Origin of the sequence: Streptomyces sp. L2 (assembly GCF_004124325.1) — a bacterium.
GTDB lineage: Bacteria > Actinomycetota > Actinomycetes > Streptomycetales > Streptomycetaceae > Streptomyces.
The window spans coordinates 4,243,021-4,263,786 of sequence record NZ_QBDT01000001.1 but is presented as its reverse complement, the minus strand read 5'-3'; the positions used below and the strand labels follow the sequence as shown (position 1 = coordinate 4,263,786).

The 20,766-nt window shown below is 71.5% G+C and carries 19 protein-coding genes and 1 tRNA gene; 9 read left to right on the top strand and 11 right to left on the bottom strand.

Annotated features, from left to right (window positions below; translation table 11 throughout):
• Window positions 1-160: 160 nt before the first annotated feature.
• Entirely contained in the window at window positions 161-1,252 is a 1,092-nt protein-coding gene (locus tag DBP14_RS19020; protein ID WP_129308359.1) for a SchA/CurD-like domain-containing protein, read from the bottom strand.
• 340 nt (window positions 1,253-1,592) lie between these two features.
• On the opposite strand from DBP14_RS19020, the gene DBP14_RS19015 reads away from it, so the two are divergent.
• Window positions 1,593-3,233: an FAD-dependent monooxygenase gene (locus tag DBP14_RS19015; RefSeq protein WP_129308358.1), complete on the top strand. Its 1,641-nt coding sequence runs from the start codon at window positions 1,593-1,595 to the stop codon at window positions 3,231-3,233.
• A 103-nt stretch (window positions 3,234-3,336) separates the two neighbouring features.
• On the opposite strand, the gene DBP14_RS19010 is transcribed toward DBP14_RS19015, so the two are convergent.
• Both DBP14_RS19010 and DBP14_RS19005 read right to left on the bottom strand, forming a co-directional pair.
• A complete protein-coding gene (locus DBP14_RS19010; protein WP_129308357.1) occupies window positions 3,337-3,939 on the bottom strand; it encodes a HutD family protein in 603 nt (200 codons plus the stop codon).
• 85 nt (window positions 3,940-4,024) lie between these two features.
• Window positions 4,025-4,100, bottom strand: a tRNA-Thr gene (locus tag DBP14_RS19005).
• A 176-nt stretch (window positions 4,101-4,276) separates the two neighbouring features.
• Here DBP14_RS19005 and DBP14_RS19000 point away from each other — a divergent pair.
• The 5 genes from DBP14_RS19000 (at window position 4,277) to DBP14_RS18980 (ending at window position 7,893) form a co-directional block, all read left to right on the top strand.
• Window positions 4,277-4,561, top strand: coding sequence for a helix-turn-helix domain-containing protein (locus DBP14_RS19000; protein ID WP_129308356.1), 285 nt, complete (start codon window positions 4,277-4,279; stop codon window positions 4,559-4,561).
• A gap of 4 nt (window positions 4,562-4,565) precedes the next feature.
• On the top strand, window positions 4,566-4,871 hold the full coding sequence (locus DBP14_RS18995) for a transposase (RefSeq protein ID WP_241740972.1): 306 nt from the start codon (window positions 4,566-4,568) through the stop codon (window positions 4,869-4,871).
• 347 nt (window positions 4,872-5,218) lie between these two features.
• Complete coding sequence (ugpC, locus tag DBP14_RS18990) at window positions 5,219-6,355, top strand: sn-glycerol-3-phosphate ABC transporter ATP-binding protein UgpC (protein WP_129308355.1); 1,137 nt, start codon at window positions 5,219-5,221, stop codon at window positions 6,353-6,355.
• 259 nt (window positions 6,356-6,614) lie between these two features.
• Window positions 6,615-7,076, top strand: coding sequence for a hypothetical protein (locus tag DBP14_RS18985; RefSeq protein WP_129308354.1), 462 nt, complete (start codon window positions 6,615-6,617; stop codon window positions 7,074-7,076).
• An 85-nt stretch (window positions 7,077-7,161) separates the two neighbouring features.
• The gene (locus DBP14_RS18980) at window positions 7,162-7,893 is read left to right on the top strand and encodes a nucleotidyltransferase family protein (RefSeq protein ID WP_129308353.1); all 732 of its coding nucleotides are present in this window, start codon (window positions 7,162-7,164) and stop codon (window positions 7,891-7,893) included.
• A gap of 421 nt (window positions 7,894-8,314) precedes the next feature.
• Here the strand turns inward: DBP14_RS18980 and DBP14_RS18975 are convergent, their stop codons facing one another.
• From DBP14_RS18975 to DBP14_RS18945, 6 genes are all read right to left on the bottom strand, one after another.
• Window positions 8,315-10,000: a DoxX family protein gene (locus tag DBP14_RS18975; RefSeq protein WP_206739299.1), complete on the bottom strand. Its 1,686-nt coding sequence runs from the start codon at window positions 9,998-10,000 to the stop codon at window positions 8,315-8,317.
• Window positions 10,001-10,139: 139 nt separating this feature from the next.
• The gene (gene rlmB / locus DBP14_RS18970; RefSeq protein WP_129308352.1) at window positions 10,140-11,081 is read right to left on the bottom strand and encodes a 23S rRNA (guanosine(2251)-2'-O)-methyltransferase RlmB; all 942 of its coding nucleotides are present in this window, start codon (window positions 11,079-11,081) and stop codon (window positions 10,140-10,142) included.
• 166 nt (window positions 11,082-11,247) lie between these two features.
• The gene (cysS, locus tag DBP14_RS18965) at window positions 11,248-12,648 is read right to left on the bottom strand and encodes a cysteine--tRNA ligase (protein WP_129308351.1); all 1,401 of its coding nucleotides are present in this window, start codon (window positions 12,646-12,648) and stop codon (window positions 11,248-11,250) included.
• 152 nt (window positions 12,649-12,800) lie between these two features.
• Complete coding sequence (ispF, locus tag DBP14_RS18960; RefSeq protein ID WP_129308350.1) at window positions 12,801-13,319, bottom strand: 2-C-methyl-D-erythritol 2,4-cyclodiphosphate synthase; 519 nt, start codon at window positions 13,317-13,319, stop codon at window positions 12,801-12,803.
• Window positions 13,309-14,157, bottom strand: a complete 849-nt coding sequence (gene ispD / locus DBP14_RS18955; RefSeq protein ID WP_129308349.1) for a 2-C-methyl-D-erythritol 4-phosphate cytidylyltransferase — start codon at window positions 14,155-14,157, stop codon at window positions 13,309-13,311. Before ispD ends, ispF begins: the two co-directional genes overlap by 11 nt.
• A 343-nt stretch (window positions 14,158-14,500) precedes the next feature.
• Window positions 14,501-14,983 (bottom strand): CarD family transcriptional regulator, encoded by a 483-nt coding sequence (locus DBP14_RS18945; protein ID WP_003953493.1) that lies wholly within the window; start codon window positions 14,981-14,983, stop codon window positions 14,501-14,503.
• A gap of 874 nt (window positions 14,984-15,857) precedes the next feature.
• On the opposite strand from DBP14_RS18945, the gene DBP14_RS18935 reads away from it, so the two are divergent.
• The gene (locus tag DBP14_RS18935; protein WP_129308348.1) at window positions 15,858-16,553 is read left to right on the top strand and encodes a DUF461 domain-containing protein; all 696 of its coding nucleotides are present in this window, start codon (window positions 15,858-15,860) and stop codon (window positions 16,551-16,553) included.
• 197 nt (window positions 16,554-16,750) lie between these two features.
• Here DBP14_RS18935 and DBP14_RS18930 read toward each other — a convergent pair whose 3' ends face one another.
• Together DBP14_RS18930 and DBP14_RS18925 are read right to left on the bottom strand one after the other, a co-directional pair.
• On the bottom strand, window positions 16,751-17,431 hold the full coding sequence (locus DBP14_RS18930; RefSeq protein WP_129308347.1) for a response regulator transcription factor: 681 nt from the start codon (window positions 17,429-17,431) through the stop codon (window positions 16,751-16,753).
• Window positions 17,428-18,783, bottom strand: a complete 1,356-nt coding sequence (locus tag DBP14_RS18925) for an ATP-binding protein (protein ID WP_129308346.1) — start codon at window positions 18,781-18,783, stop codon at window positions 17,428-17,430. The genes DBP14_RS18930 and DBP14_RS18925 overlap by 4 nt, the downstream gene beginning before the upstream one ends.
• Before the next feature lie 249 nt (window positions 18,784-19,032).
• On the opposite strand from DBP14_RS18925, the gene phoU reads away from it, so the two are divergent.
• Together phoU and DBP14_RS18915 are read left to right on the top strand one after the other, a co-directional pair.
• Window positions 19,033-19,722 carry a phosphate signaling complex protein PhoU gene (gene phoU / locus DBP14_RS18920; RefSeq protein WP_129308345.1) on the top strand — a complete coding sequence of 230 codons (690 nt, stop codon included), beginning with the start codon at window positions 19,033-19,035 and terminating at the stop codon, window positions 19,720-19,722.
• A 503-nt stretch (window positions 19,723-20,225) separates the two neighbouring features.
• Window positions 20,226-20,762 carry a DinB family protein gene (locus DBP14_RS18915; protein ID WP_129308344.1) on the top strand — a complete coding sequence of 179 codons (537 nt, stop codon included), beginning with the start codon at window positions 20,226-20,228 and terminating at the stop codon, window positions 20,760-20,762.
• Window positions 20,763-20,766 lie beyond the last annotated feature (4 nt).

Genomic DNA, 20,766 nt, shown 5'->3' with positions numbered 1-20,766 from the left:
CGTGAGGGAAGTGGGGGGTGGTCAGGGTGCGGTGGCCGGGGCGTGGCGCGGTGGCCGGGGCGCGGTGGCCGGGGCGCGGTGGCCGGGGCGCGGTGGCCGGGGCGCGGTGGCCGGGGTGCGGTGGTCAGGGTGCGGTGCTCGGGGTGCGGCCGAGAGGTGCTCAGTCCTCGTCCGCCGAACGGCGATCCGTGATCAGGTCCATGGGCGCGGGCTCCCCGGCGAGCAGCTTCCGCAACTGAGCCACCTGCCCCGCGTCCCCGGGCAGCGCCTCCGCGTCCCGCTCCCCGCGCAGATCCAGCAGCCGCACCACCACGTCGTCCCGCTGGAACACCGTGCTGCGCAGCACCGCACTGCCCGGATCGTCCGCGGCCGCCGAGTCCCGCTGCGCCAGCAGCTCCGCCAGCCGCATCCCCGCACCCGGCCGCGCCGGATAGCACAGGGCCCGCCGTACGCCCTCGGCCTGCTCGTGCGCCGTCACGTGGTGCACCGCCGGCAGCGCCGCCCGCGTGAAGAACATCCGCGCCGACTCCTGGTCGTCCAGGTCCCGGTCCTGCTCCAGATACGGGTTCAGCGCCTCCTCGCACGCCCGGATCTCCGGCTGCCGCGCCACGTGCCGCAGCGCCGCCAGCAGATCGCCGCGCACCTCGATCGCCCGCACCACCCGGTTGCCGACCATGAACAACGACGTCCGGCACAGCCGCGTCGCGTCGTCCACCCGGGCGCGCGGCGAGGCGTACTCCGACAGGATCCGCCGTACCTCCGCCTCCGTCCCCGGCTTCACCGTGAACGTCAGCGCGTGCCGGATCACCCCGTCGCCGATCCGCGGATGCGCCTGCAACCGCCGTTCGTCGCCCGCCTCGGCCACCGACGCCGCCGAGCCCGTCTCCCGGACGATGTGGAAACGCAGCGACCGCGTGTCCCGCACACAGCTGTGCAGCGGCTCCACCATCCGCACGTGCTCCTCGCTGTTCACCCACGTCAGGAACGGCGGAGCGCTCTCCCACTCACTCGTGATGAGCCACTGCGACGGGTTCTCGATCGACTGGCACAGCTGGTCGCTCACATGCCCAGGGACCGACGCCACCTGCTTGCACAGCTGCTCGTACGCCTCCAGGAACTGCTGCTGCGCACCGTCGTAGACATCCACCAGCAGGACGACCCGCAACCGGGAGCCGTCGAACACGGACTGCGAGACACGCTTGGACACCTCACGTGTCAGCGATTCAGAAAGACGTTCGGACGTGGTCGTCATCCTCGGCACATCTCCTTCGCGGGACAGGGCGGGACAGGGGCCGCGCCGGCCGCACCGGACGCACCGGCAGCGCTCCTCGATCCTGTGCCGGTCCCCCACGAGCACGCGACTCGTATGCACCACGCGGGTGATGGGGCCCGAGGGACCGCTGAACCACGCGGGTGACGGGACGTGAGGTGGCCGCTGAACCACACGGGTGACGGGGCTTGACGCGGCCGCTGAACCACACGAGTGACGGGACGGCCGAAGCCACCGTCACCGGGCAAGAACACACACAGGTGCCCCCGCACGCGCGCACCCCACCGCCACGGCGCCCACGCACCAAGCCACTGGAGGCCCGATGCACCGAAAAGCCGACCACCGAGTCCCCGTCCTCATCGTGGGCGGCTCACTGGTGGGCCTGTCCATGTCCCTGTTCCTCGGCCGGCTCGGCGTACCGCACCTGCTCGTCGAACGTCACTCCGGGACCTCGATCCACCCGCGCGGACGCGGCAACAACGTCCGCACCATGGAACTCTTCCGCGTCGCCGGCGCCGAACCCGCCATCAAGGCCGCCGCGTCCCTCCTCGCCGACAACCACGGCATCCTCCAGACACCCACCCTCGTCGGCGACGCGGGCGAATGGCTGTTCAAGGAGATCGACCCCGGCGGCGGACTCGCCCGGTTCAGCCCCACCGCCTGGTGCCTGTGCAGCCAGAACGACCTCGAACCCGTCCTCCTCGACACCGCCCGCGAACTCGGCGGCGACCTGCGCTACTCCCACGAACTGGAGACCTTCGAGCAGGACGCCCACGGAGTGACGGCCGTCGTCCGCGACCGCACCACCGACGAACGCCTCACCGTCCACGCCGACCACCTCGTCGCCGCCGACGGCCCCCGCAGCCCCGTCCGCGAACGCCTCGGCATCGGCCAGAGCGGCCCCGGCGACCTCTTCGCCAACGTCAGCGTCACCTTCCGCTCCGCCCGCCTCGCCGAAGTCGTCGGCGACCGCCGCTTCATCTGCTGCTACCTCACCAACCCCGAGGCCGACGGCGCCCTCCTCCCCGTCGACAACAAGGAACGCTGGGTCTTCCACGCCCCCTGGCACCCCGAACACGGCGAAACACTGGAGGAGTTCACCGAGGAACGCCTCGGGCGGCACATCGCCCTCGCCGTCGGCGTCCCCGGCCTCGACGTCGAGATCACCGGCATGGCGTCCTGGCGCGCCGCCGAACGCGTCGCCGACACCTACTCCGCCGGCCGCGTCTTCCTCGCCGGCGACTCCGCCCACGAGATGTCACCCACCGGCGCCTTCGGCTCCAACACCGGCATCCAGGACGCCCACAACCTCGCGTGGAAACTCGCCGCCGTCCACCAGGGCTGGGCCGGCCCCGGCCTCCTCGGCACCTACGACACCGAACGCCGCCCGGTCGCCCTCGCCACCAGCGCCCGCGCCTCCGCCCGCTCCGTCGAACACGCCCACCCCGGCTTCGCCCCCGCCCCCGGCGTCGGCGGCGCCAAACGCGGCGGCATCCTCAACGTCGTCCTCGGCTACCACTACCCCCACGGCGCGGTCCTCGGCGCCGACCCCGACCAGCCCGTCGTCCCCGACGCCGTCGACCTCACCGGCCGCCCCGGCACCCGCGCCCCCCACCTGTGGCTGCGCCGCGCCGGCGAGCGCGTCTCCACCCTGGACCTGTACGAGCGCTCCCTCGTCCTCCTCACCGACGCCCCCGACGACGCCGGCTGGCACACCGCGGCCCGCCGCATCGCCGAGGCCGACGGCATCCCCCTCGACGCGTACCGCATCGGCCCCGGCGCCGACGCGGACCTCACCTACGACGACGACACCACCGACTGGGCCCGCCTCCACGGCGTCACCGCCGACGGCGCCGTCCTCGTCCGCCCCGACGGCTTCGTCGCCTGGCGCACCCCGAACGCCGCCCCCGACCCGGAGGGGGTCCTGCGGGAGGTCCTGCGCACCCTGCTCCGCACCGGCTGACCTACGGCACCGAAACGGCCGGCGCCCTCGACGGGGAGGCGCCGGCCCGCGGGCAGGCGTGCCGCAGGGCGGCACAGGTGGGGTGGGCGCGGGCGGCGACCTGTCAGCGCCGGTCCGCGCGACCCACCCCCGGCCAAGCGCCATCCCGCTCCTCCAGCTCCACGACCGCCAGCACCCCCTCCACGCCGAGATCGTCCCCCTCCCCCTCAGACAGGCGCACCGCGTCCAGGCGGCCGAGCCGGACCCCGGCCCGCTCCAGCACGGCCGCCCCCTCCAGCACAACCACCAGCACCTCCATCCCCGGGGCCGCCCGCACCGCCGTACGCGAACGCACCACCCGGACCCGCGCCGCCGCCACCGCCCGCCGCACCATCACGTTGAAGTCCACGATCGGCCCGCCCAGCAGCCGGCACTCCGTGTCCGCGTCACCGGAGAACACGAACGGCTCGTACGGCTCGTGCACCGTGTGCGCGACCCCGTCGACGACCAGCTCCATGCCCGCCCCCTCGACGAGCGTGATGATCCGCTCGACCCCCGGAAACGCGGAGAACGGCCCCCCGGCCGCCACGTCGGCGACACTGACCCGCCACCCGAAGTCGTCCGTCCCCGCCCCCGGCGGATGCACCGCGACCTGTGCCGTCAGCCCACCCCCGTTCTTCCACGGCGCGGACTCCCGGTCCCCGGCGCGCAGGATCTGCGGTGCCATGTGCTGTGTCCCTCCGGATCGACGGCCAGACGGAAACGACGAGGGCCACCCACACCGTGCGGTGCGGGTGGCCCTACGTGTCCGGAGCCCCCTGTCGGATTCGAACCGACGACCTGCGCATTACAAGTGCGCTGCTCTGGGCCGGGCTGAGCTAAGGAGGCATCGCGCACTACAACGCCGTACGCGAAGGCGGCTCCACTGTACACAGAGCCTGATTCCTCCGGCCACGAAGTTCCGCCCACTCGGCGGGATCTGGAACTACGCGTAACCAACCGTGCACCCGTTCGTTGATCGGTCTGACGTGCTGTTCCGAAGATCGGATCGTCGGGAGGGGTTCATGGGGGACGCGGCAGAGAAGCCGGAAGCGGTGAAGGGCGAGGAGGCCCGGCGCATCAAGCGCGAGGCCCTCGGCATCGGTGACCGGACGAAGCACCACACGCGTACGGCGACACCGCTGAAGGGGCACGTCAAGGAGGCGGACACGCACCATCGTCTGTACCGCTTCCGCTTCTATCCGACGGAGGAGCAGGCGGAGCAGTTGTCGCGGACGTTCGGGGCGTGCCGGTGGGTCTACAACGAGGGGCTGGCCTTGCGCGTCGATCCTGGACGCGTCGTGGGGTGAGCTGTTGCGGCAGCTCCGGTACAAGTGCGAGTGGTACGGGCGGACGCTGGTGATCGTGGACCGCTTCTTCCCGTCGACGCGGCGCTGCTCGGCCTGCCACTCGCTGGGGCCCCGGATGGATGTGTCGGTCCGCGAGTGGTCGTGTCCCGAGTGCGGGGTGGTCCAGGACCGGGATACCAACGCCGCCGTGAACCTGCGGGACGAGGGGATGCGGCTGTACTGGCTGGTGGCGGCGTCTCTGCCGCCGGGCAGGAAGACGCCGACGGTGATCAAGGCGTCCGAGCTTGAGGAGTGTCTGCTGGCCGCGTAGGAGCGGCTGGTGCGGTACGGACCGACGGGCCGTCGGCCGGAATGCCTGTGGAGTCCGTGTAAGACCGGTCAGGCGCAGCTCGTCAGGGCTGTGGTTGGCAGGCAGTGGGCGATGAAGCAGGAAGCGAAGCAGGTCAAAAGTGCACCGCTCTGCCTGCCTAGCCGGTCAAAAGTGGGATGCTCTCGCCGAGAATTTGCGTGAAGTTCACAGGGCTGTGGGTGCTGACAGATGTGGGGGGCGGCAGGTAGCGTCCTGAGGCAGTTCGCTCCGGTGGACTACACCAGACACCACCTTCCTACAACGGATCGTCCGGCACGTTCCTGCCGGTAGAAGGGGGCCCATTCACCATGGCCACAGTCACGTTCGACAAGGCGACCCGGATCTACCCGGGTTCCACCAAGCCCGCCGTCGACGGTCTCGACATCGCGATCGAGGACGGCGAGTTCCTCGTCCTGGTCGGCCCGTCGGGTTGCGGAAAGTCCACCTCGCTGCGGATGCTCGCGGGGCTGGAGGACGTCAACGGCGGCGCCATCCGCATCGGTGACCGCGACGTCACGCACCTGCCGCCCAAGGACCGGGACATCGCCATGGTGTTCCAGAACTACGCGCTGTACCCGCACATGACGGTCGCCGACAACATGGGCTTCGCGCTCAAGATCGCCGGTGTGCCGAAGGCGGAGATCCGGCAGAAGGTCGAGGAGGCCGCGAAGATCCTCGACCTGAGCGAGTACCTGGACCGCAAGCCGAAGGCGCTCTCCGGTGGTCAGCGCCAGCGTGTCGCGATGGGCCGCGCGATCGTGCGTGAGCCGCAGGTGTTCCTCATGGACGAGCCGCTGTCCAACCTGGACGCCAAGCTCCGTGTGTCCACGCGTACGCAGATCGCCTCGCTGCAGCGCCGTCTGGGCATCACCACGGTCTACGTCACCCACGACCAGGTCGAGGCCATGACGATGGGCGACCGGGTGGCCGTCCTCAAGGACGGTCTGCTCCAGCAGGTCGACTCGCCGCGCAACATGTACGACCGTCCGGCCAACCTGTTCGTCGCCGGGTTCATCGGCTCCCCCGCCATGAACCTGGTCGAGGTGCCGATCACCGACGGCGGTGTGAAGTTCGGCAACAGCGTGGTGCCCGTCAACCGGGAGGCGCTGAAGGCCGCCGCCGACAAGGGTGACCGTACGGTCACGGTCGGCGTCCGGCCCGAGCACTTCGACGTGGTCGAGCACAACGGTGGTGCGGCCGCGTCGCTGTCCAAGGACGCGGCGGACGCGCCGGCCGGTCTGGCCGTCTCCGTGAACGTCGTCGAGGAGCTGGGCGCCGACGGGTACGTGTACGGCACCGCCGAGGTCGGCGGGGAGACGAAGGACCTGGTCGTCCGGGTCAACGGGCGTCAGGTGCCGGAGAAGGGCGCGCAGCTGCACGTCGTGCCGCGGCCGGGCGAGACCCACGTGTTCTCCACGTCCACGGGCGAGCGCCTCTCCGACTGACGGCTCTCCGTCTGACGGCTGTCCCACCCTCGGCTGACACCGTCGAGCGAAACCCTCGTCTCGGGTGAAAACGCCCAGGTTGACGTCAAGGGCCCCGCAGTTCGCTGCGGGGCCCTCCGCGTTACGCGTGAATACCCCGGCAAGCGGGTGTATTTCGAGCAGCGTGCGTCAACTCGTCATCACCAAAAGGGCACCACTTCGTCCCCCGAACCGGTGACCAAATGTCGCCAAATCATTACCACGCGCTACGCTCCCGTGCGTGAAGCACTCCACCACCCTTCAGACGCGACGTGGCCACCGGGGCGGCCCTGCCCGCCGGATCGGCCGCACTCTCGCCTTCGTACTGCCCGTCGTCCTGGTGCTCTCCGGGACCCTCGCCGTCACGCGGGTCAACTGGACGGGGAGCCCCGGCAGCTCGGTGCTGACCGCCTCGGACGTCTCCTCGGCGGAGGTCCCCTCGCACACGGTGTCCCGCCCCGCGCAGGACGTGCTGCGCGACCGGCTGATGACCGAGCTGCAGGACAAGAACCCGGGAGTGGTCCTGACCCACCTCCAGCAGGCCGTCAACGGGCACCCGGGTCTCGCGAAGCACTGCTCGTCGATCGCCCGCTCGCTGGGCAAGGCCGCGGTGCGGATCTACGGCGCCTCGCGGGCCCAGTCCTACGCCCGCCCGGTGTGCGACACGTCGTTCGCGTCCGGGGTGCTGGCCGCGCACAGCTGAAACCGCGTTCGGAAGTCGGTAACGGCTCCTTAAGAGGACGCCGCCGGCGGCCGGAGCGTGCGGGGCGCCACGTACAGTGCGGTCCATGACCCATCCGAACGCCGCGTCGCGCCCCACTCAAGCCGTGGTCCTGGCCGGTGGCCAGGGCTCACGGCTTCGTCCGTACACCGACGACCGGCCCAAGCCGATGGTCGAGATCCCCGGCACGGGCACCCCGATCATCGGCCATCAGCTCGTCTGGCTCGCCGAGGAGGGCGTGACGGACGTGGTGGTCTCCTGCGGCCACCTCGCCGAGGTCCTGCAGAAGTGGCTGGACTCAGCGGAGCTGCCCGTCTCGGTCACGACCGTCGTGGAGACCGAGCCGCTGGGCCGCGGTGGCGGTCTGAAGTACGCCGCCGCGCACCTGCCCCGGCCCGAGCAGCCCTGGTACGCCACGAACGGCGATATCTGGACCCGGTTCTCGCTGCGGGACATGGCCGACTTCCATACCGAGCGGGACGCCGTCGCGACGCTCGCGCTGGCCCGTCCGCGGATTCCCTGGGGGGCCGTGCAGACGGACGGGTTCGGGCACATCACCGACTTCATCGAGGCGCCGCCGTCCACGTTCGAGATCAACGCGGGTGTGTACGTGTTCTCCGCCGAGTTCGCCGGGATGCTGCCGGAGCGGGGGGACCACGAGCGGACCACGTTCCCCCGGCTGGCCCGCGAGCGGCAACTCGCCGGGTTCCCGATTCCGCAGGGGTCGTACTGGCGAGCCATCGACACGGCGAAGGATCTGACGGAGGCGGCGAAGGAACTGTCCACGGGGCGTCGCTGACAGTTCCGCGGGTGCGGGGTAGGGCTGCGCTGCCAAGTGCGGGCACGTCGTGGCCTGTCGCGCAGTTCCCCGCGCCCCTGAGACCCGGGTGCCGGTGCGTCGTGGCCTGTCGCGCGGTTCCCCGCGCCCCTGGGTGGGGGCACTTGCCGTGTGCCGGATCGGCACCGCCCTCCTGCGCGCGACGCACCGGCCTGCCCCGCCCAGCCACGCGCCAGCCTCCCACGTCCCCCCGCCCAACCACGCGCCGAGCCCTCCCGCTCGCCCGCGCGCATCTCCCCCTCAGCCGCGGGCAGGCGGGGCGCAGGGCGGCACGGGTGGGCGCGGGGGTGCCTTGGGGGCGCGGGTGAGTGGAACCCCGCCGGGGGGGTGCGTGAAGGGCCCCGCACCGTAAAAGGTGCGGGGCCCTTCGCCTGCCGGGGTTTCAGCCGAGGAGGCCGCCTACCAGGCCCGGCTGGCCGGTGGAGGTGTTGCCGCCGGAGGTGCCCGTGCCGCCTGTGGACGTGCTGCTGCCTCCGGAGGAACCGGTGCTGGTGGGGCCGGCCGTGGTGCTGGGGGCGCCGCCCGTCGGGGAGGAGCGGCGGGGCGGGGTGCGGCCGGTCGTGCCCTGGGTCGAGCTGGGCGTGGTCGTCGTACCGCCCGTGCTGCGGGCCGTACCCGGCGTCGTGGCCGCCCCGGAGGGGCTCGCGCCGGTCGTGGCGCCGTGGGACGGCGTCGTGGACGGCGCCGTCTTCTTGCGCGGGGTGGTGGCGGAGTCACCGGGCAGCGGCGAACCCGGGAGGTTGTTGCGGGGCGCCTCGCCGGGACCGGGCACGACCACACGCCCGGAGTCGCGGACCGCGCTGCCCAGCAGGGAGCCGACCAGCAGGGTGAGCCCGACCGTGACGACGGTGACGAGGGCGCCGCGCCGCAGGACGTACCGGCGCAGGTCCCAGATGTCGGCGCGGGGCCCGAGCGTGCGCCAGGCACCGCCCGCGAGGCGCCCGTCGATGGAGTAGACGGGGGCGCCGGCGATGATCAGCGGGGACCAGGCGGCCAGGTAGATGATGTCGGGCGCGTCGTACGCCGGGACGGTCTTCCAGCTGACGGTGACGATCAGCGCGGCGGAGAGCAGCCCGCCGAGGACGGCCGCCACGCGCTGCCAGCAGCCGAGGATGGTCAGGACACCGACGACGACCTGGGCGAAGGCGATGACCAGGCCGGAGCCGACCGGGTGGTGCAGGGCGAACTGGCGCAGCGGCTCGGCGACTTCCCACGGATGCAGGGTGTTGAGCCACTTGACCATGGAGCCGCGCTTGCCGCCGTCGAAGTAGACGGGGTCGCACAGCTTGCCCATGCCGGCGTAGATGGAGATGAAGCCGAGGAAGATGCGCAACGGGAGCAGGACGACGCCGAGGTTCATGCGGCGGCCCGGGTAGTACGCGTGCCGGGCGGGGTCGTCGCCGTGCCGCTTGGAGGGGCGCGCGTAGTCGTCGTCGGCGTCCTGCTGGTCGTCCTCGTAGCCGGCGTCCGCGTAACCCGGTTCGGCGTAGGCCGGTTCGTCGTAGGCGCTGACCGCCTGGCGCATGTGGGGCAGCAGGCGCGTGCCGTCGTCGGGGGACGTGCGCTGGTGGCCGACGACGGGGGACTCGACGGTCTGGTCGAGGGCGTCGTACGTCTCGGCGTAGCCGCCGGTGCCGGCGTAGCCGGGGGTGACGCGTGGGATGACCTGCGTGGCACCGGGCTCGGTGAGGGGTTCGTCGGCGTGCCGGACGCTGCTGCCCCGGACGGCCTGGAGGAGGCGGTGGGCGCCGGTGTCGTCGGGCGCGGACTTGCCGCTCCAGACGACGGGCCGGCGGCGGCCGGCGGCGGCGCCCGCGTGGCCCGCGGTGCCGCCGGCGGGCATGCGGGCGGTGGTCGGGGTGGCGCTGAGGTGGCGGGCGATCCGCGGGGACTGGCCGCGCTTCGCCGACGCGCCCAACTGCACGCGGAAGCTGGCGTGATTGACGATGACCTGCGCCGGATCGCTCGGCACCTTCACCATGCTCAGCGCGGGAGCTTCGTCGGGACCGGACTGGAATCCCGAGCGGTCCCCCGTGGGTGTGCGGGGTGTTCTGGTGTCCACACTCATCTAACCGAGTGACGTGGTGTTAGGACACTGTCTTGACCGCCCGGATGTGTCCGGACCCCGTCAAACCCGCCCGGAGGCCCGGATGGACGCCGTATGGCCCCCGGAATTCCCCCGGGCGGGTGAACCGACGGACAGGTGTTCAGCCCCGCCTGCGGGCCGCTTCGTAGAGCACGATGCCCGCCGCGACGCCCGCGTTGAGGGACTCGGCGCCGCCCGGCATCGGGATGCGGACACGGTGGTCGCAGGTCTCGCCGACCAGGCGGGACAGACCCTTGCCCTCGCTGCCGACGACGATGACGACCGGTCCGGCCAGCGCCTCCAGGTCGCCGAGTTCCAGCTCGCCGTCGGCGGCGAGGCCGACGACCGTGAGACCGGCCTTCTGGTACGACTCCAGGGTCCGGGTCAGGTTGGTGGCGCGCGCGACCGGCGTACGGGCCGCCGTACCGGCGGAGGTCTTCCAGGCACCGGCGGTCATGCCGGCCGAGCGGCGCTCGGGGACGACGACGCCGTGGCCGCCGAAGGCCGAGACCGAGCGGACGACCGCGCCGAGGTTGCGCGGGTCGGTGACACCGTCGAGGGCGACGATCAGCGGGTCGGCGCTCTCGTCGTAGGCCGCCTCGGTGAGGTCCTCCGGGTGCGCGTACTCGTACGGCGGGACCTGGAGGACCAGGCCCTGGTGGTTGAGCCCGTTGGTCATGCGGTCCAGCTCGGGGCGCGGGGCCTCCATGAGGTTGATGCCACCGCGCTCGGCGGCGAGCTGGAGGGCCTCGCGGACGCGCTCGTCGTTGTCGATGAACTGCTGGACGTAGAGCGTGGACGCGGGCACGCCCTCGCGCAGCGCCTCGACGACGGGGTTGCGGCCGACGACGAGTTCGGACGCCGACCTGCCGCCGCGGCCGCGGGGCGCGGGACGGCGGGCGCTCTGCTTGGCCTTGGCGTTGGCGACGCGGTTCTTCTTGTGGCCCTTGCGCATCTCGGCCGGCGGGGTCGGGCCCCGGCCTTCCAGGCCCTTGCGCCGCTGGCCGCCACTGCCGACCTGCGCGCCCTTCTTGCCGGACATGCGGCGGTTGTTCGCGGCCATGACCTACCTGTCTGTCGTGGGGTGCCGTACGCGGTGGGCGTACGCGGTGTACGGGGTGTACGGGTTGCCGTACGCGATTGTCGTACGTGCGTGTATGCAGTGTGCCGCCCGGGGGGCCGGGCGGCACAATCGATCAAGGTTGCGGATGGTGGAGGACGGCGGCGGGCTAGCGCGGGCCGAGGGTCCAGCGGGGGCCCTGGGGGCCGTCCTCGATGAGGAGGCCGGACTGGTTCAGCTGGTCACGGATGGCGTCCGCGGTGGCCCAGTCCTTGCGGGCGCGGGCGGACTCGCGCTGGTCGAGGACGAGGCGTACGAGGCTGTCGACCACACCGTGGAGGTCTTCCCCCCGGTCGGTCTCGCCGGCCCAGTGCGGGTCTAGCGGGTCGAGGCCGAGGACGCCGAGCATGGCCCGGACCTCCGCGAGCCGTTCGACGGCGGCTTCCTTGTCGTCGGCGGCCAGCGCGCTGTTGCCCTGCCGGACGGTGGTGTGGATGACGGCGAGCGCCTGCGGGACGCCCAGGTCGTCGTCCATCGCCTCGGCGAAGGCGGGCGGTACGTCGGCGGCCGGTTCGACCACTCCCCCGGCCTTCTCGATGACGCGCTGGATGAAGCCCTCGATCCGCGCGAACGCCGACTCGGCCTCGCGCAGCGCCTCCTCGCTGTACTCGATCATCGAGCGGTAGTGCGGGGTGCCGAGGTAGTAGCGGAGCACGATGGGGCGCCACGTCTTGACCATCTCGGAGACGAGGACGCTGTTGCCGAGCGACTTCGACATCTTCTCGCCGGTCAGGGTGACCCAGGCGTTGTGCACCCAGTACCGGGCGAACTCGTCGCCGTAGGCCTTGGCCTGGGCGATCTCGTTCTCGTGGTGCGGGAAGATCAGGTCGATGCCGCCGCCGTGGATGTCGAAGGCGGTGCCCAGGTACTTGTGGGCCATCGCCGAGCACTCCAGGTGCCAGCCGGGGCGGCCGGGGCCCCACGGGGTCGGCCAGGTGGGCTCGCCGGGCTTGGCGGCCTTCCACATGGCGAAGTCGCGCGGGTCCCGCTTGCCGGTCTCGTTCTCGCCGGACGGCTGGAGCAGGTTGTCCAGCTCCTGCCGGGACAGTTCGAGGTAGCCGGGCAGGGAGCGTACGTCGAAGTAGACGTTGCCGTCGGCCGCGTAGGCGTGCCCGCGCTCGATGAGGCCCCGCATCATCTCGATCATCTCCGGCACGTGGCCGGTGGCGCGGGGCTCGTACGTCGGCGGCAGGCAGCCGAGTGCCGTGTAGCCGGCGTCGAAGGCGCGCTCGTTCTCGTAGCCGAGCGACCACCAGGGGCGGCCCTGGTCGGCCGCCTTGGCGATGATCTTGTCGTCGATGTCGGTGACGTTCCGGACGAAGGTCACCTCGTAGCCGCGGTGGGCGAACCAGCGGCGCATGATGTCGAAGTTGAGGCCCGAGCGGATGTGCCCGATGTGCGGTGCGGCCTGCACGGTGGCGCCACACAGGTAGATCGAGACGCAGCCCGGCTTGAGCGGGGTGAAGTCACGGATCTGCCGGGCGCTGGTGTCGTACAGGCGAATAGTCACCAGTCCAGGGTAGTGGGCCGGGGGCAGTGGATCGCACCGGTCGTACGAGTTCCCCGGCGGCGTTTCTCGTCCCGTCTCCCGGACCGGCGGGGTCCGCTTCTCGGACCGGTGGGTCCGCTTCTCGGCTCTTCCTCTTCTCAGCCCGCGCCTTCTCAGCCCGCGCGGGCGACCAGGGCGGTGGCGACGGCCATCAGGCCTTCGCCCCGGCCGGGGAATCCGAGTCCGTCGGTGGTGGCACCGGAGACGGACACGGGGGCGCCGGCCGCCTCGGAGAGGATCTTCTGCGCCTCCTCGCGCCGCTTGCCGATCTTCGGGCGGGGGCCGACGACCTGGACGGCGACGTTGCCGATGACGAACCCGGCCTCGCGCACGATCCGGGCGGCCTCGGTGAGCAGGGTGACCCCGGAGGCGCCGGACCACTCGGGGCGGCCGGTGCCGAAGTGCTGTCCGAGGTCGCCGAGTCCGGCGGCGGAGAAGAGGGCGTTGCAGGCGGCGTGCGCGACGACGTCGGCGTCGGAGTGCCCGGCCAGGCCGGTGCCCTCGCCCTCCCACTTCAGGCCGGCGCACCACAGTTCGCGGCCGTCCTCGAAGGCGTGGATGTCGGTGCCGATGCCGACCTGGGGAAGGGCGACGGGGGCGGGGGCGGCGGGAGCGGTGCTGTCAGAAGCCATCGTTGAGCCTCCGGCGGGCGAGGACGGCCTCGGCGAGGACGAGGTCGAGGGGGCGGGTCACCTTGAAGGCCTCTTCGTGGCCGGGGACGGTCACGACCTGGAGGCCGAGCTGTTCGACCATGCTCGCGTCGTCGGTGACGTCGTCGGTGACGGTCTCGTGGGCGCGGACCAGGGTGTCCCGGTCGAAGCCCTGGGGTGTCTGGACGGCACGCAGCCGGGCCCGCTCGGGGGTGGCCACGACGGGCTCGGGGTCGCCGGGAGTCGCGGCCGGCTCGACTTCCTTGACGGTGTCGGCGAGCGGGAGGGCGGGGACGACGGCGGGCGCGCCGTCGCGGACGGCCTCGATGACGGCGTCGACGGTGTCGACGGGGACGAGGGGGCGGGCCGCGTCGTGGACGAGGACGACACCGTGGCCGGGGGGCAGTGCGTCGAGGCCCAGCTTCACCGATTCCTGGCGGGACTCGCCGCCGGGCACGACGAGGAAGTCCGTGCGCTCGGGAAGCGCGTGCGCGTCGAGCAGGGACTTGACCTCGGGGGCGCCGTCGGGCGGGGCGACGACGATGACGAGGGTGACGTGCCGGGAAGCGGCGAGGGCGCGGACCGCGTGGATCAGCATGGGGGTGCCGTTCAGCGTGCGGAGCGCCTTGGGGGCGCCCGGCCCGAGGCGTACGCCCCGGCCGGCGGCGGGAATCACGGCGGCGACGCGGGCGGGCGAACCGGCCTCGGCGTGCGAGGGCGCACCGGCCTCGGCATGCGTGGGCGCACCGGCTTCGGAGCGGGTGTGCTCACCGGCTGCGGGACCGGCTTGCGCGGGCGAAGGGCGCGAATCGTCAGACATCGGTTCCTGTCAGGTTTGTGTGCTCGACCCAGGTGGGTATGGCCTGGAGGAGTGCCGGGCGCGACGCCTTGACCGGACCCTTCCGTGACCCTGGTCGAGCCCTCTGCCCGGGCCCGGCACGTCAAGTATCGGGGGAATCTCCCGAAGGTGTGCGCCAGGCGGTACGACGGTCCGCCCTGGCTCGCGTACGAGTCCGGCGCTGTCCGCGGACGTGTCCGCCGACGGATATGCCGCAGCGCCCGGCGACAGGGTCAGTGTCATCGGGCACCGCGGCATTCTCATCGTGCTGAGCGTGCTGAGCACACCGGCTGCTGCCTGCTGCCAGGCCGCCGTCCGCCGTGCGTCAGGAGGCGAGCACCTCGTCGAGGAGGGCCTCGGCCTTGTCCTCGTTGGTGTTCTCCGCGAGAGCCAGCTCGCTCACCAGGATCTGGCGGGCCTTGGCGAGCATGCGCTTCTCACCGGCGGAGAGTCCGCGCTCGCGCTCGCGACGCCACAGGTCACGGACGACTTCCGCGACCTTGATGACATCGCCGGAGGCGAGCTTCTCCAGGTTTGCCTTGTAGCGGCGCGACCAGTTCGTGGGCTCCTCGGCGTACGGCGCGCGCAGCACCTCGAAGACCCGGTCGAGTCCGTCCTGACCGACCACATCACGCACACCCACGAACTCCGCATTGTCCGCCGGCACGCGCACCGTCAGATCACCCTGGGCGACCTTCAGCACCAAGTAGGTCTTGTCCACGCCTTTGATCTGACGAGTTTCGATGGCCTCGATCAGCGCGGCCCCGTGATGGGGATAGACCACGGTGTCGCCAACCTTGAACGTCATGTGACAGGTACCCCTTCCGTGGCTATCCAGGGTAACACGGAAACCAGCGGTTCTGAATGGCGTTTTCGCAGGTCAGGGCATATCTCGGGGCTTGACAACAACGACAGGAACGTGCTGCGGGGGCCGCGCGGGGACGGGTATTCGCAGGTCGGAGGGGCTCTCCGGACACAGTGAAACAGGCTCGTCACAGGCCTCCGGAACCGCTCCCAGGCGGGCGAACGTCCCTATATGTCCGGTTCCAAGCGTACGACTTCCGCTACTCCGTTCGGTGGTCCGAGCCGGATACGAGACGAATCCGGAATTGATCACGAGGGGCCGGATGGGCGACCGATGATCAATATCCGGGGTGCCCGCGCATTCCTTCACGGAAAATTCGCCGAGGCCGTTGCACGCATCCGGACGACGCTCTTGCGAGCGCGTTATGTGAATGCCGTACCAGCACCCCACCAATCCGGAACCAACACGGAAGTGAAGCCGCCGGGCACCGCCCGGCCCCCTCCAGGGGCGCGGGGAACCGCGCGAAGGTGCCCGGGGGCTCGCCATCCTCGCCCCTTCAGGGGCGCGGGGAACTGCGCGGCCAGCCACAACACACCCGCAGGCGAAGACGGCGCGAGCGGGGCAGCGCCCCACAAGGGGCGCTGGGAACTGCGCAAGGGGGTCTGGGGGCGTGCCCCCAGGGACGGGAAGGGAAGGGGCGGCGGGGGCGAGACCCCCCACGGCACGGATCAGGTACCGCCGCCCGGAGGGAGTGACCGGCGTTGGGGGAGGGTCGGGTGCGGCCGCACAGGGAGCGCTCGGTAACCTGAGGTCGCCGACAGACACTCAGGGTGGCTTTATAGGGAGCCGCCCATGCGTTCAAGGAGTTGCCGCCGCCGTGAGCAGCAGCCTTCGACGCGGCGCCCTCGCCGCTTCCGCCATCGTCTTCTCGATCGCCTCGCTCGCCGCCTGCGGCGCCGGCAACAACTCGCAGACCCTGGAGATCAAGCCCGACAACGCCGCGACCACCGTCGGGAACATCAAGATCCAGAACGCGCTGGTCATCACCCAGCCCGACCTGAAGTCCACCGGCCCGGCCGTGGTCTCCGGCACCCTGTTCAACCAGGGCAGCACGCCCGAGACCCTCCAGTCGATCACCATCGACGGCAGCGGTGCGTCCGCTCAGCTGAAGCCCGCGAAGGGGCAGAGCCTGACGATCGCCGCGCACAGCTCGCTGATCCTCGGCGGCAAGGGGAACGCGTCCGCGGTGCTGCCGAGCGGGCGCGAGGCCGTGCAGGACGGCAACGCCCAGAAGATCACGTTCACCTTCGACAAGGCCGGCACGGTGAGTCTGCGGGCGTTCGTGGTGCCGGCGAGCAGCTACTTCACCGACTGGGGACCGAGCCAGATTCCGTCCACCGCCCCGACGGGGTCGCCTGCGGCGGGCACCACACCTTCGGCTTCGGGCAAGCCGGGTGACAAGGCGCCCAAGGGCAAGGCGAGCGGTACTCCGAGTGGGAGTGCTTCGCAGTCGAGCGGGGCGAACGGGGTCACTCCGAGTGACTCGGCTTCGCAGTCTGCCGCGGGGCAGTGAGTGCGGTGAGCAGCGGTATCTGACAAAGGGCGGCGCCTCTCTGGTGAGGGTGCCGCCCTTTGTTCGTAGGGGCGTCCGTAGTCGTGCGAACGCGGCAGCGTCGTGGCTGATCGCGCCCCCGGCGGAGCCGCACATCGATACAGCCCCGCGCCCCTTTGGGGCGTGTTGCAGTGGAGGCCGCCTGGAAGTTCTGCGCTCTACGGCTCGAACTTGTACCCAAGGCCGCGGACCGTGACCAGGAAGCGCGGTGCTCCCGGGTCGGGCTCGATCTTGGCGCGGAGGCGCTTGACGTGGACGTCGAGGGTCTTGGTGTCGCCCACGTAGTCGGCGCCCCAGACGCGGTCGATGAGCTGCATGCGCGTGAGGACGCGGCCGGCGTTGCGCAGGAGCATCTCCAGAAGGTCGAACTCCTTCAGCGGGAGGTCGATCTTGGAGCCGGACACCGTCACCACGTGCCGGTCGACGTCCATGCGGACCGGGCCGGCCTCCAGCGCGGCCGGCGTGACCTCCTCCGGCTCGCCCCGGCGCCGCAGGACGGCCCGGATGCGGGCGACCAGCTCGCGGGAGGAGAAGGGCTTGGTGACGTAGTCGTCGGCACCTATCTCCAGGCCGACGACCTTGTCGATCTCGCTGTCCTTCGCGGTCACCATGATGACCGGGACGTTGGAGCGGCCGCGCAGCTGGCGGCACACCTCCGTGCCGGGCAGTCCCGGCAGCATCAGGTCGAGGAGGACGAGGTCGGCGCCGTTGCGCTCGAACTCGTCGAGTCCGTCCGGGCCGGTCGCGGCGACCGCGACCTCGAAGCCCTCCTTGCGGAGCATGTAGGACAGGGCGTCGGAGAAGGACTCCTCGTCCTCGACGACGAGCACTCGGGTCACGGAAGGACCTCCGGGGCGGGAAGCGATGCGTACGGGGATTGAGTTGCAGCGGGCGAAGAAGATGAAGGGGCTGGAGAGGGCGAGGACCACGATGAGCCGGTGTGGCCGTCGGCACCGTCGGCTCCGCCGGTTGCCTCGGCCCCCTCTGCCCCCTCGGCCTCTTCGCCGGGGCCGGTGTGTCGCTGGGCGGCGCGGTCGCGGGCGGCGCCCGCCTCCGGCAGCCTCAGGGTGAACGTGGAGCCCTGGCCCTCGGCGCTCCACACCGTGACCTCCCCGCCGTGCGAGGCGGCCACGTGTTTGACGATCGCGAGCCCCAGGCCGGTTCCGCCGGTGGCGCGGGAGCGGGCGGGATCGACGCGGTAGAAGCGTTCGAAGACGCGTTCCTTGTCCTTCTCGGATATGCCGATGCCCTGATCGGTGACGGCTATCTCGATGAGGTCCCCGCCCGGCGCGGTGACCCGGCGGGCGGCGATGCCGACGCGGGTGCGGGCGGGCGAGTAGTTCACGGCGTTCTCGACGAGGTTGCCGAGGGCGGCGGCGAGCTGCCCCCGGTTGCCCCACACGTGCAGATCGGCCGCGCCCCCGGCGGCCATCGTGATCTGCTTCGCACCGGCCTGGTGGCGGCAGCGGTCGACGGCCTCGGCGACGAGTTCGTCGACGCGGACCGGCTCGGCGTCCTCCAGCGGGTCGTCGTTCTGCACGCGCGAGAGGTCGATGAGTTCCTGCACCAGGTTGGTCAGCCGGGTCGCCTCGATCTGCATACGGCCGGCGAAGCGCTGGACGGCCTCGGGGTCGTCGGAGGCGTCCATGACGGCCTCGGAGAGGAGGGAGAGCGCGCCGACCGGTGTCTTCAGCTCATGGCTGACGTTGGCCACGAAGTCACGTCGTACCGCCTCGATCCGGCGGGCCTCGGTGAGGTCCTCGACGAGGAGCAGCACCAGCCGCGAACCGAGGGGTGCCACGCGCGCGGAGACGGCGAGGGCCTCGCCGCGTCCGGTGCCGCGCCGGGGCAGGTCCAGCTCGACCTGGCGTATCTCCCCGTCGCGCCGGGTGTCCCGGGCCATCTGCAGCATGGGCTCGACGGCGAGCCGGCCGCCCCGGACGAGCCCGAGGGCGTACGCGGCGGAGCTGGCCTTGACGACGGCGTCGGCCTCGTCGAGGACGACGGCCGAGGAGCGGAGTACGGAGAGGACGGTGTCCACGCCAGGCGGCAGCATGGGGTCGGTGTGCAGGGAGGTCCTGGTCGGCCGTTTCTGGTCGCGTTCGCTCCAGCGGAACGCCAGCATGGCGATGACGCCGGTGACCGTCCCGGCGATCGCCGCAGCTGCGGCGACCGCCGCGTTCACGTCCATGCCTCCAGGTTAGGCATGGGGTACGACATGCCCCCAGCCGTCCGGGTGCGACCTCGGACACTCGTCGCCCAGAGTTCACCTGGGGGCTGGTGCCGGTTCACTTGAGAGGGCGGAAACGGACGCGTACGGGACGGAACTTTGGGAGCGTGGGTTCGCACGTCGGCTTCACACCGCCGGCTTCACCACGGCCGCGCGGGTGAGGTGACGGCCCCGGAACCCCGTAGGACGACGTACGAGAGGGAACCGAAGATGCGGGACGCGTACCACGAGGAACTGGACTCGATCGGCGACGGTCTGGTGGAGATGGCCCGGCTGGTCGGCTCGGCGATCGGGCGCGCCACGACCGCCATCCTCGACGCCGACCTGAAGCTGGCGGAGAGCGTGATCGAGGGCGACCGGAAGGTCGACGAGCTGCAGCACGACCTGGAGGCCCGGGCGATCGCCCTGCTGGCGCGGCAGCAGCCGGTGGCGACAGATCTGCGGATCGTCGTGACGTCCCTGCGCATGTCCGCCGACCTGGAGCGCTCCGGCGACCTGGCGCAGCACGTGGCGAAGCTGGCCCGGCTGCGCTTCCCGGACCGGGCGGTCCCGCACGACCTGCACGCCACGATCCTGGAGATGGGGCAGCTGGCGCAGCGGCTGATGGCGAAGGCGGCGGAGGTCCTGGTGACCAAGGACGTCGACCTGGCGCTCCAGCTGGAGCAGGACGACGACGACATGGACCTGCTGCACCGCACGCTCTTCCAGCACCTGATCGACGACCGCTGGAAGCACGGCATCGAGACGGCCGTGGACGTCACGCTGCTGGGCCGTTACTACGAGCGGTACGCCGACCACGCGGTGGCGGTCGCCAAGCGGGTGGTCTATCTGGTGACGGGCGAACACGCGGACGAACTCCAGCCGGACATCCAGCCGGTGACGGGGGCGGAGGGGGCGTAGGTCCTCGTTCCTCATGGTCCCCGCAGCTAGCGGCGTGCGGGCTGTGCGCGGGGGCGCGTGGGCGCCTCTGTGCGCCGTTGATGCGCCCGGCGGAACGGGCATGCAATGGATGAGGGCGTGCATGCATCCATGCCCAGCGTCTAGGAGGGACCCATGGCCGAATCCCCCAGCACCACACCCGACCCCGCGCGGCAGCGCGAGTCCGACCAGCCCGCAGAGCCGAGGAGTCTCCCGCTGGTGGCCGCGTGCGGCTGCGGCTCGGGCTGCGGCTGCGGGTGCCAGTCGGGCGCCCCGTGCCAGTGCGGCTGACCGTGACGGGCTGAGAGACAGACGTACGACCGAGGGGCCCGGCGACCGCTTCCCTGCGAGCGGCACCGGGCCCCTCACCGTTTCCCCTCTCCCAACAAATCCCACTAGGTCAGTACCTGTCCTACATGCCTTCTACCTTGTTCTTACGCGGTGGCCCGAACCGGGAACCGAGGGACCAAGAAAGAAGGCGCACCATGGCTGCTTCCTCCACCTCCTCCCCCCTCACCGGCGAGCGCGCCGACGTGCTGGCGCTGCTGACCAAGCACCGGGAGCTGCTGCGCCGGACCACGCGGGACCTGACCGACGAAGAGGCGGGTCTGCGCACGACGAAGAGCGAGCTGTGCCTGGGCGGCCTGATCAAGCACGTCGCCGCGGTGGAGCGGAACTGGGCCGCGTTCATCGTCGAGGGCCCGTCCGCGATGGGCGACTTCACCGCCATGACCGAGGAGGACTGGGCCCGCCGCGCGGACGAGTTCCGCATGCTGCCGGGCGAGACCCTGGAGGGCGTCCTGGCCACCTACGCGGACGTGGCCGCCCACACCGACTCCCTGCTCGCCGCCCTCCCCGACCTCGACGCCACCCAGCCCCTCCCCAAGGCCCCCTGGTTCGAGCCCGACGCCCACTGGTCGGCCCGCCGCGTCCTCCTCCACATCGTCGCCGAAACCGCCCAGCACGCCGGCCACGCCGACATCATCCGCGAGTCCCTGGACGGGGCGAAGAGCATGGGCTGAGGGC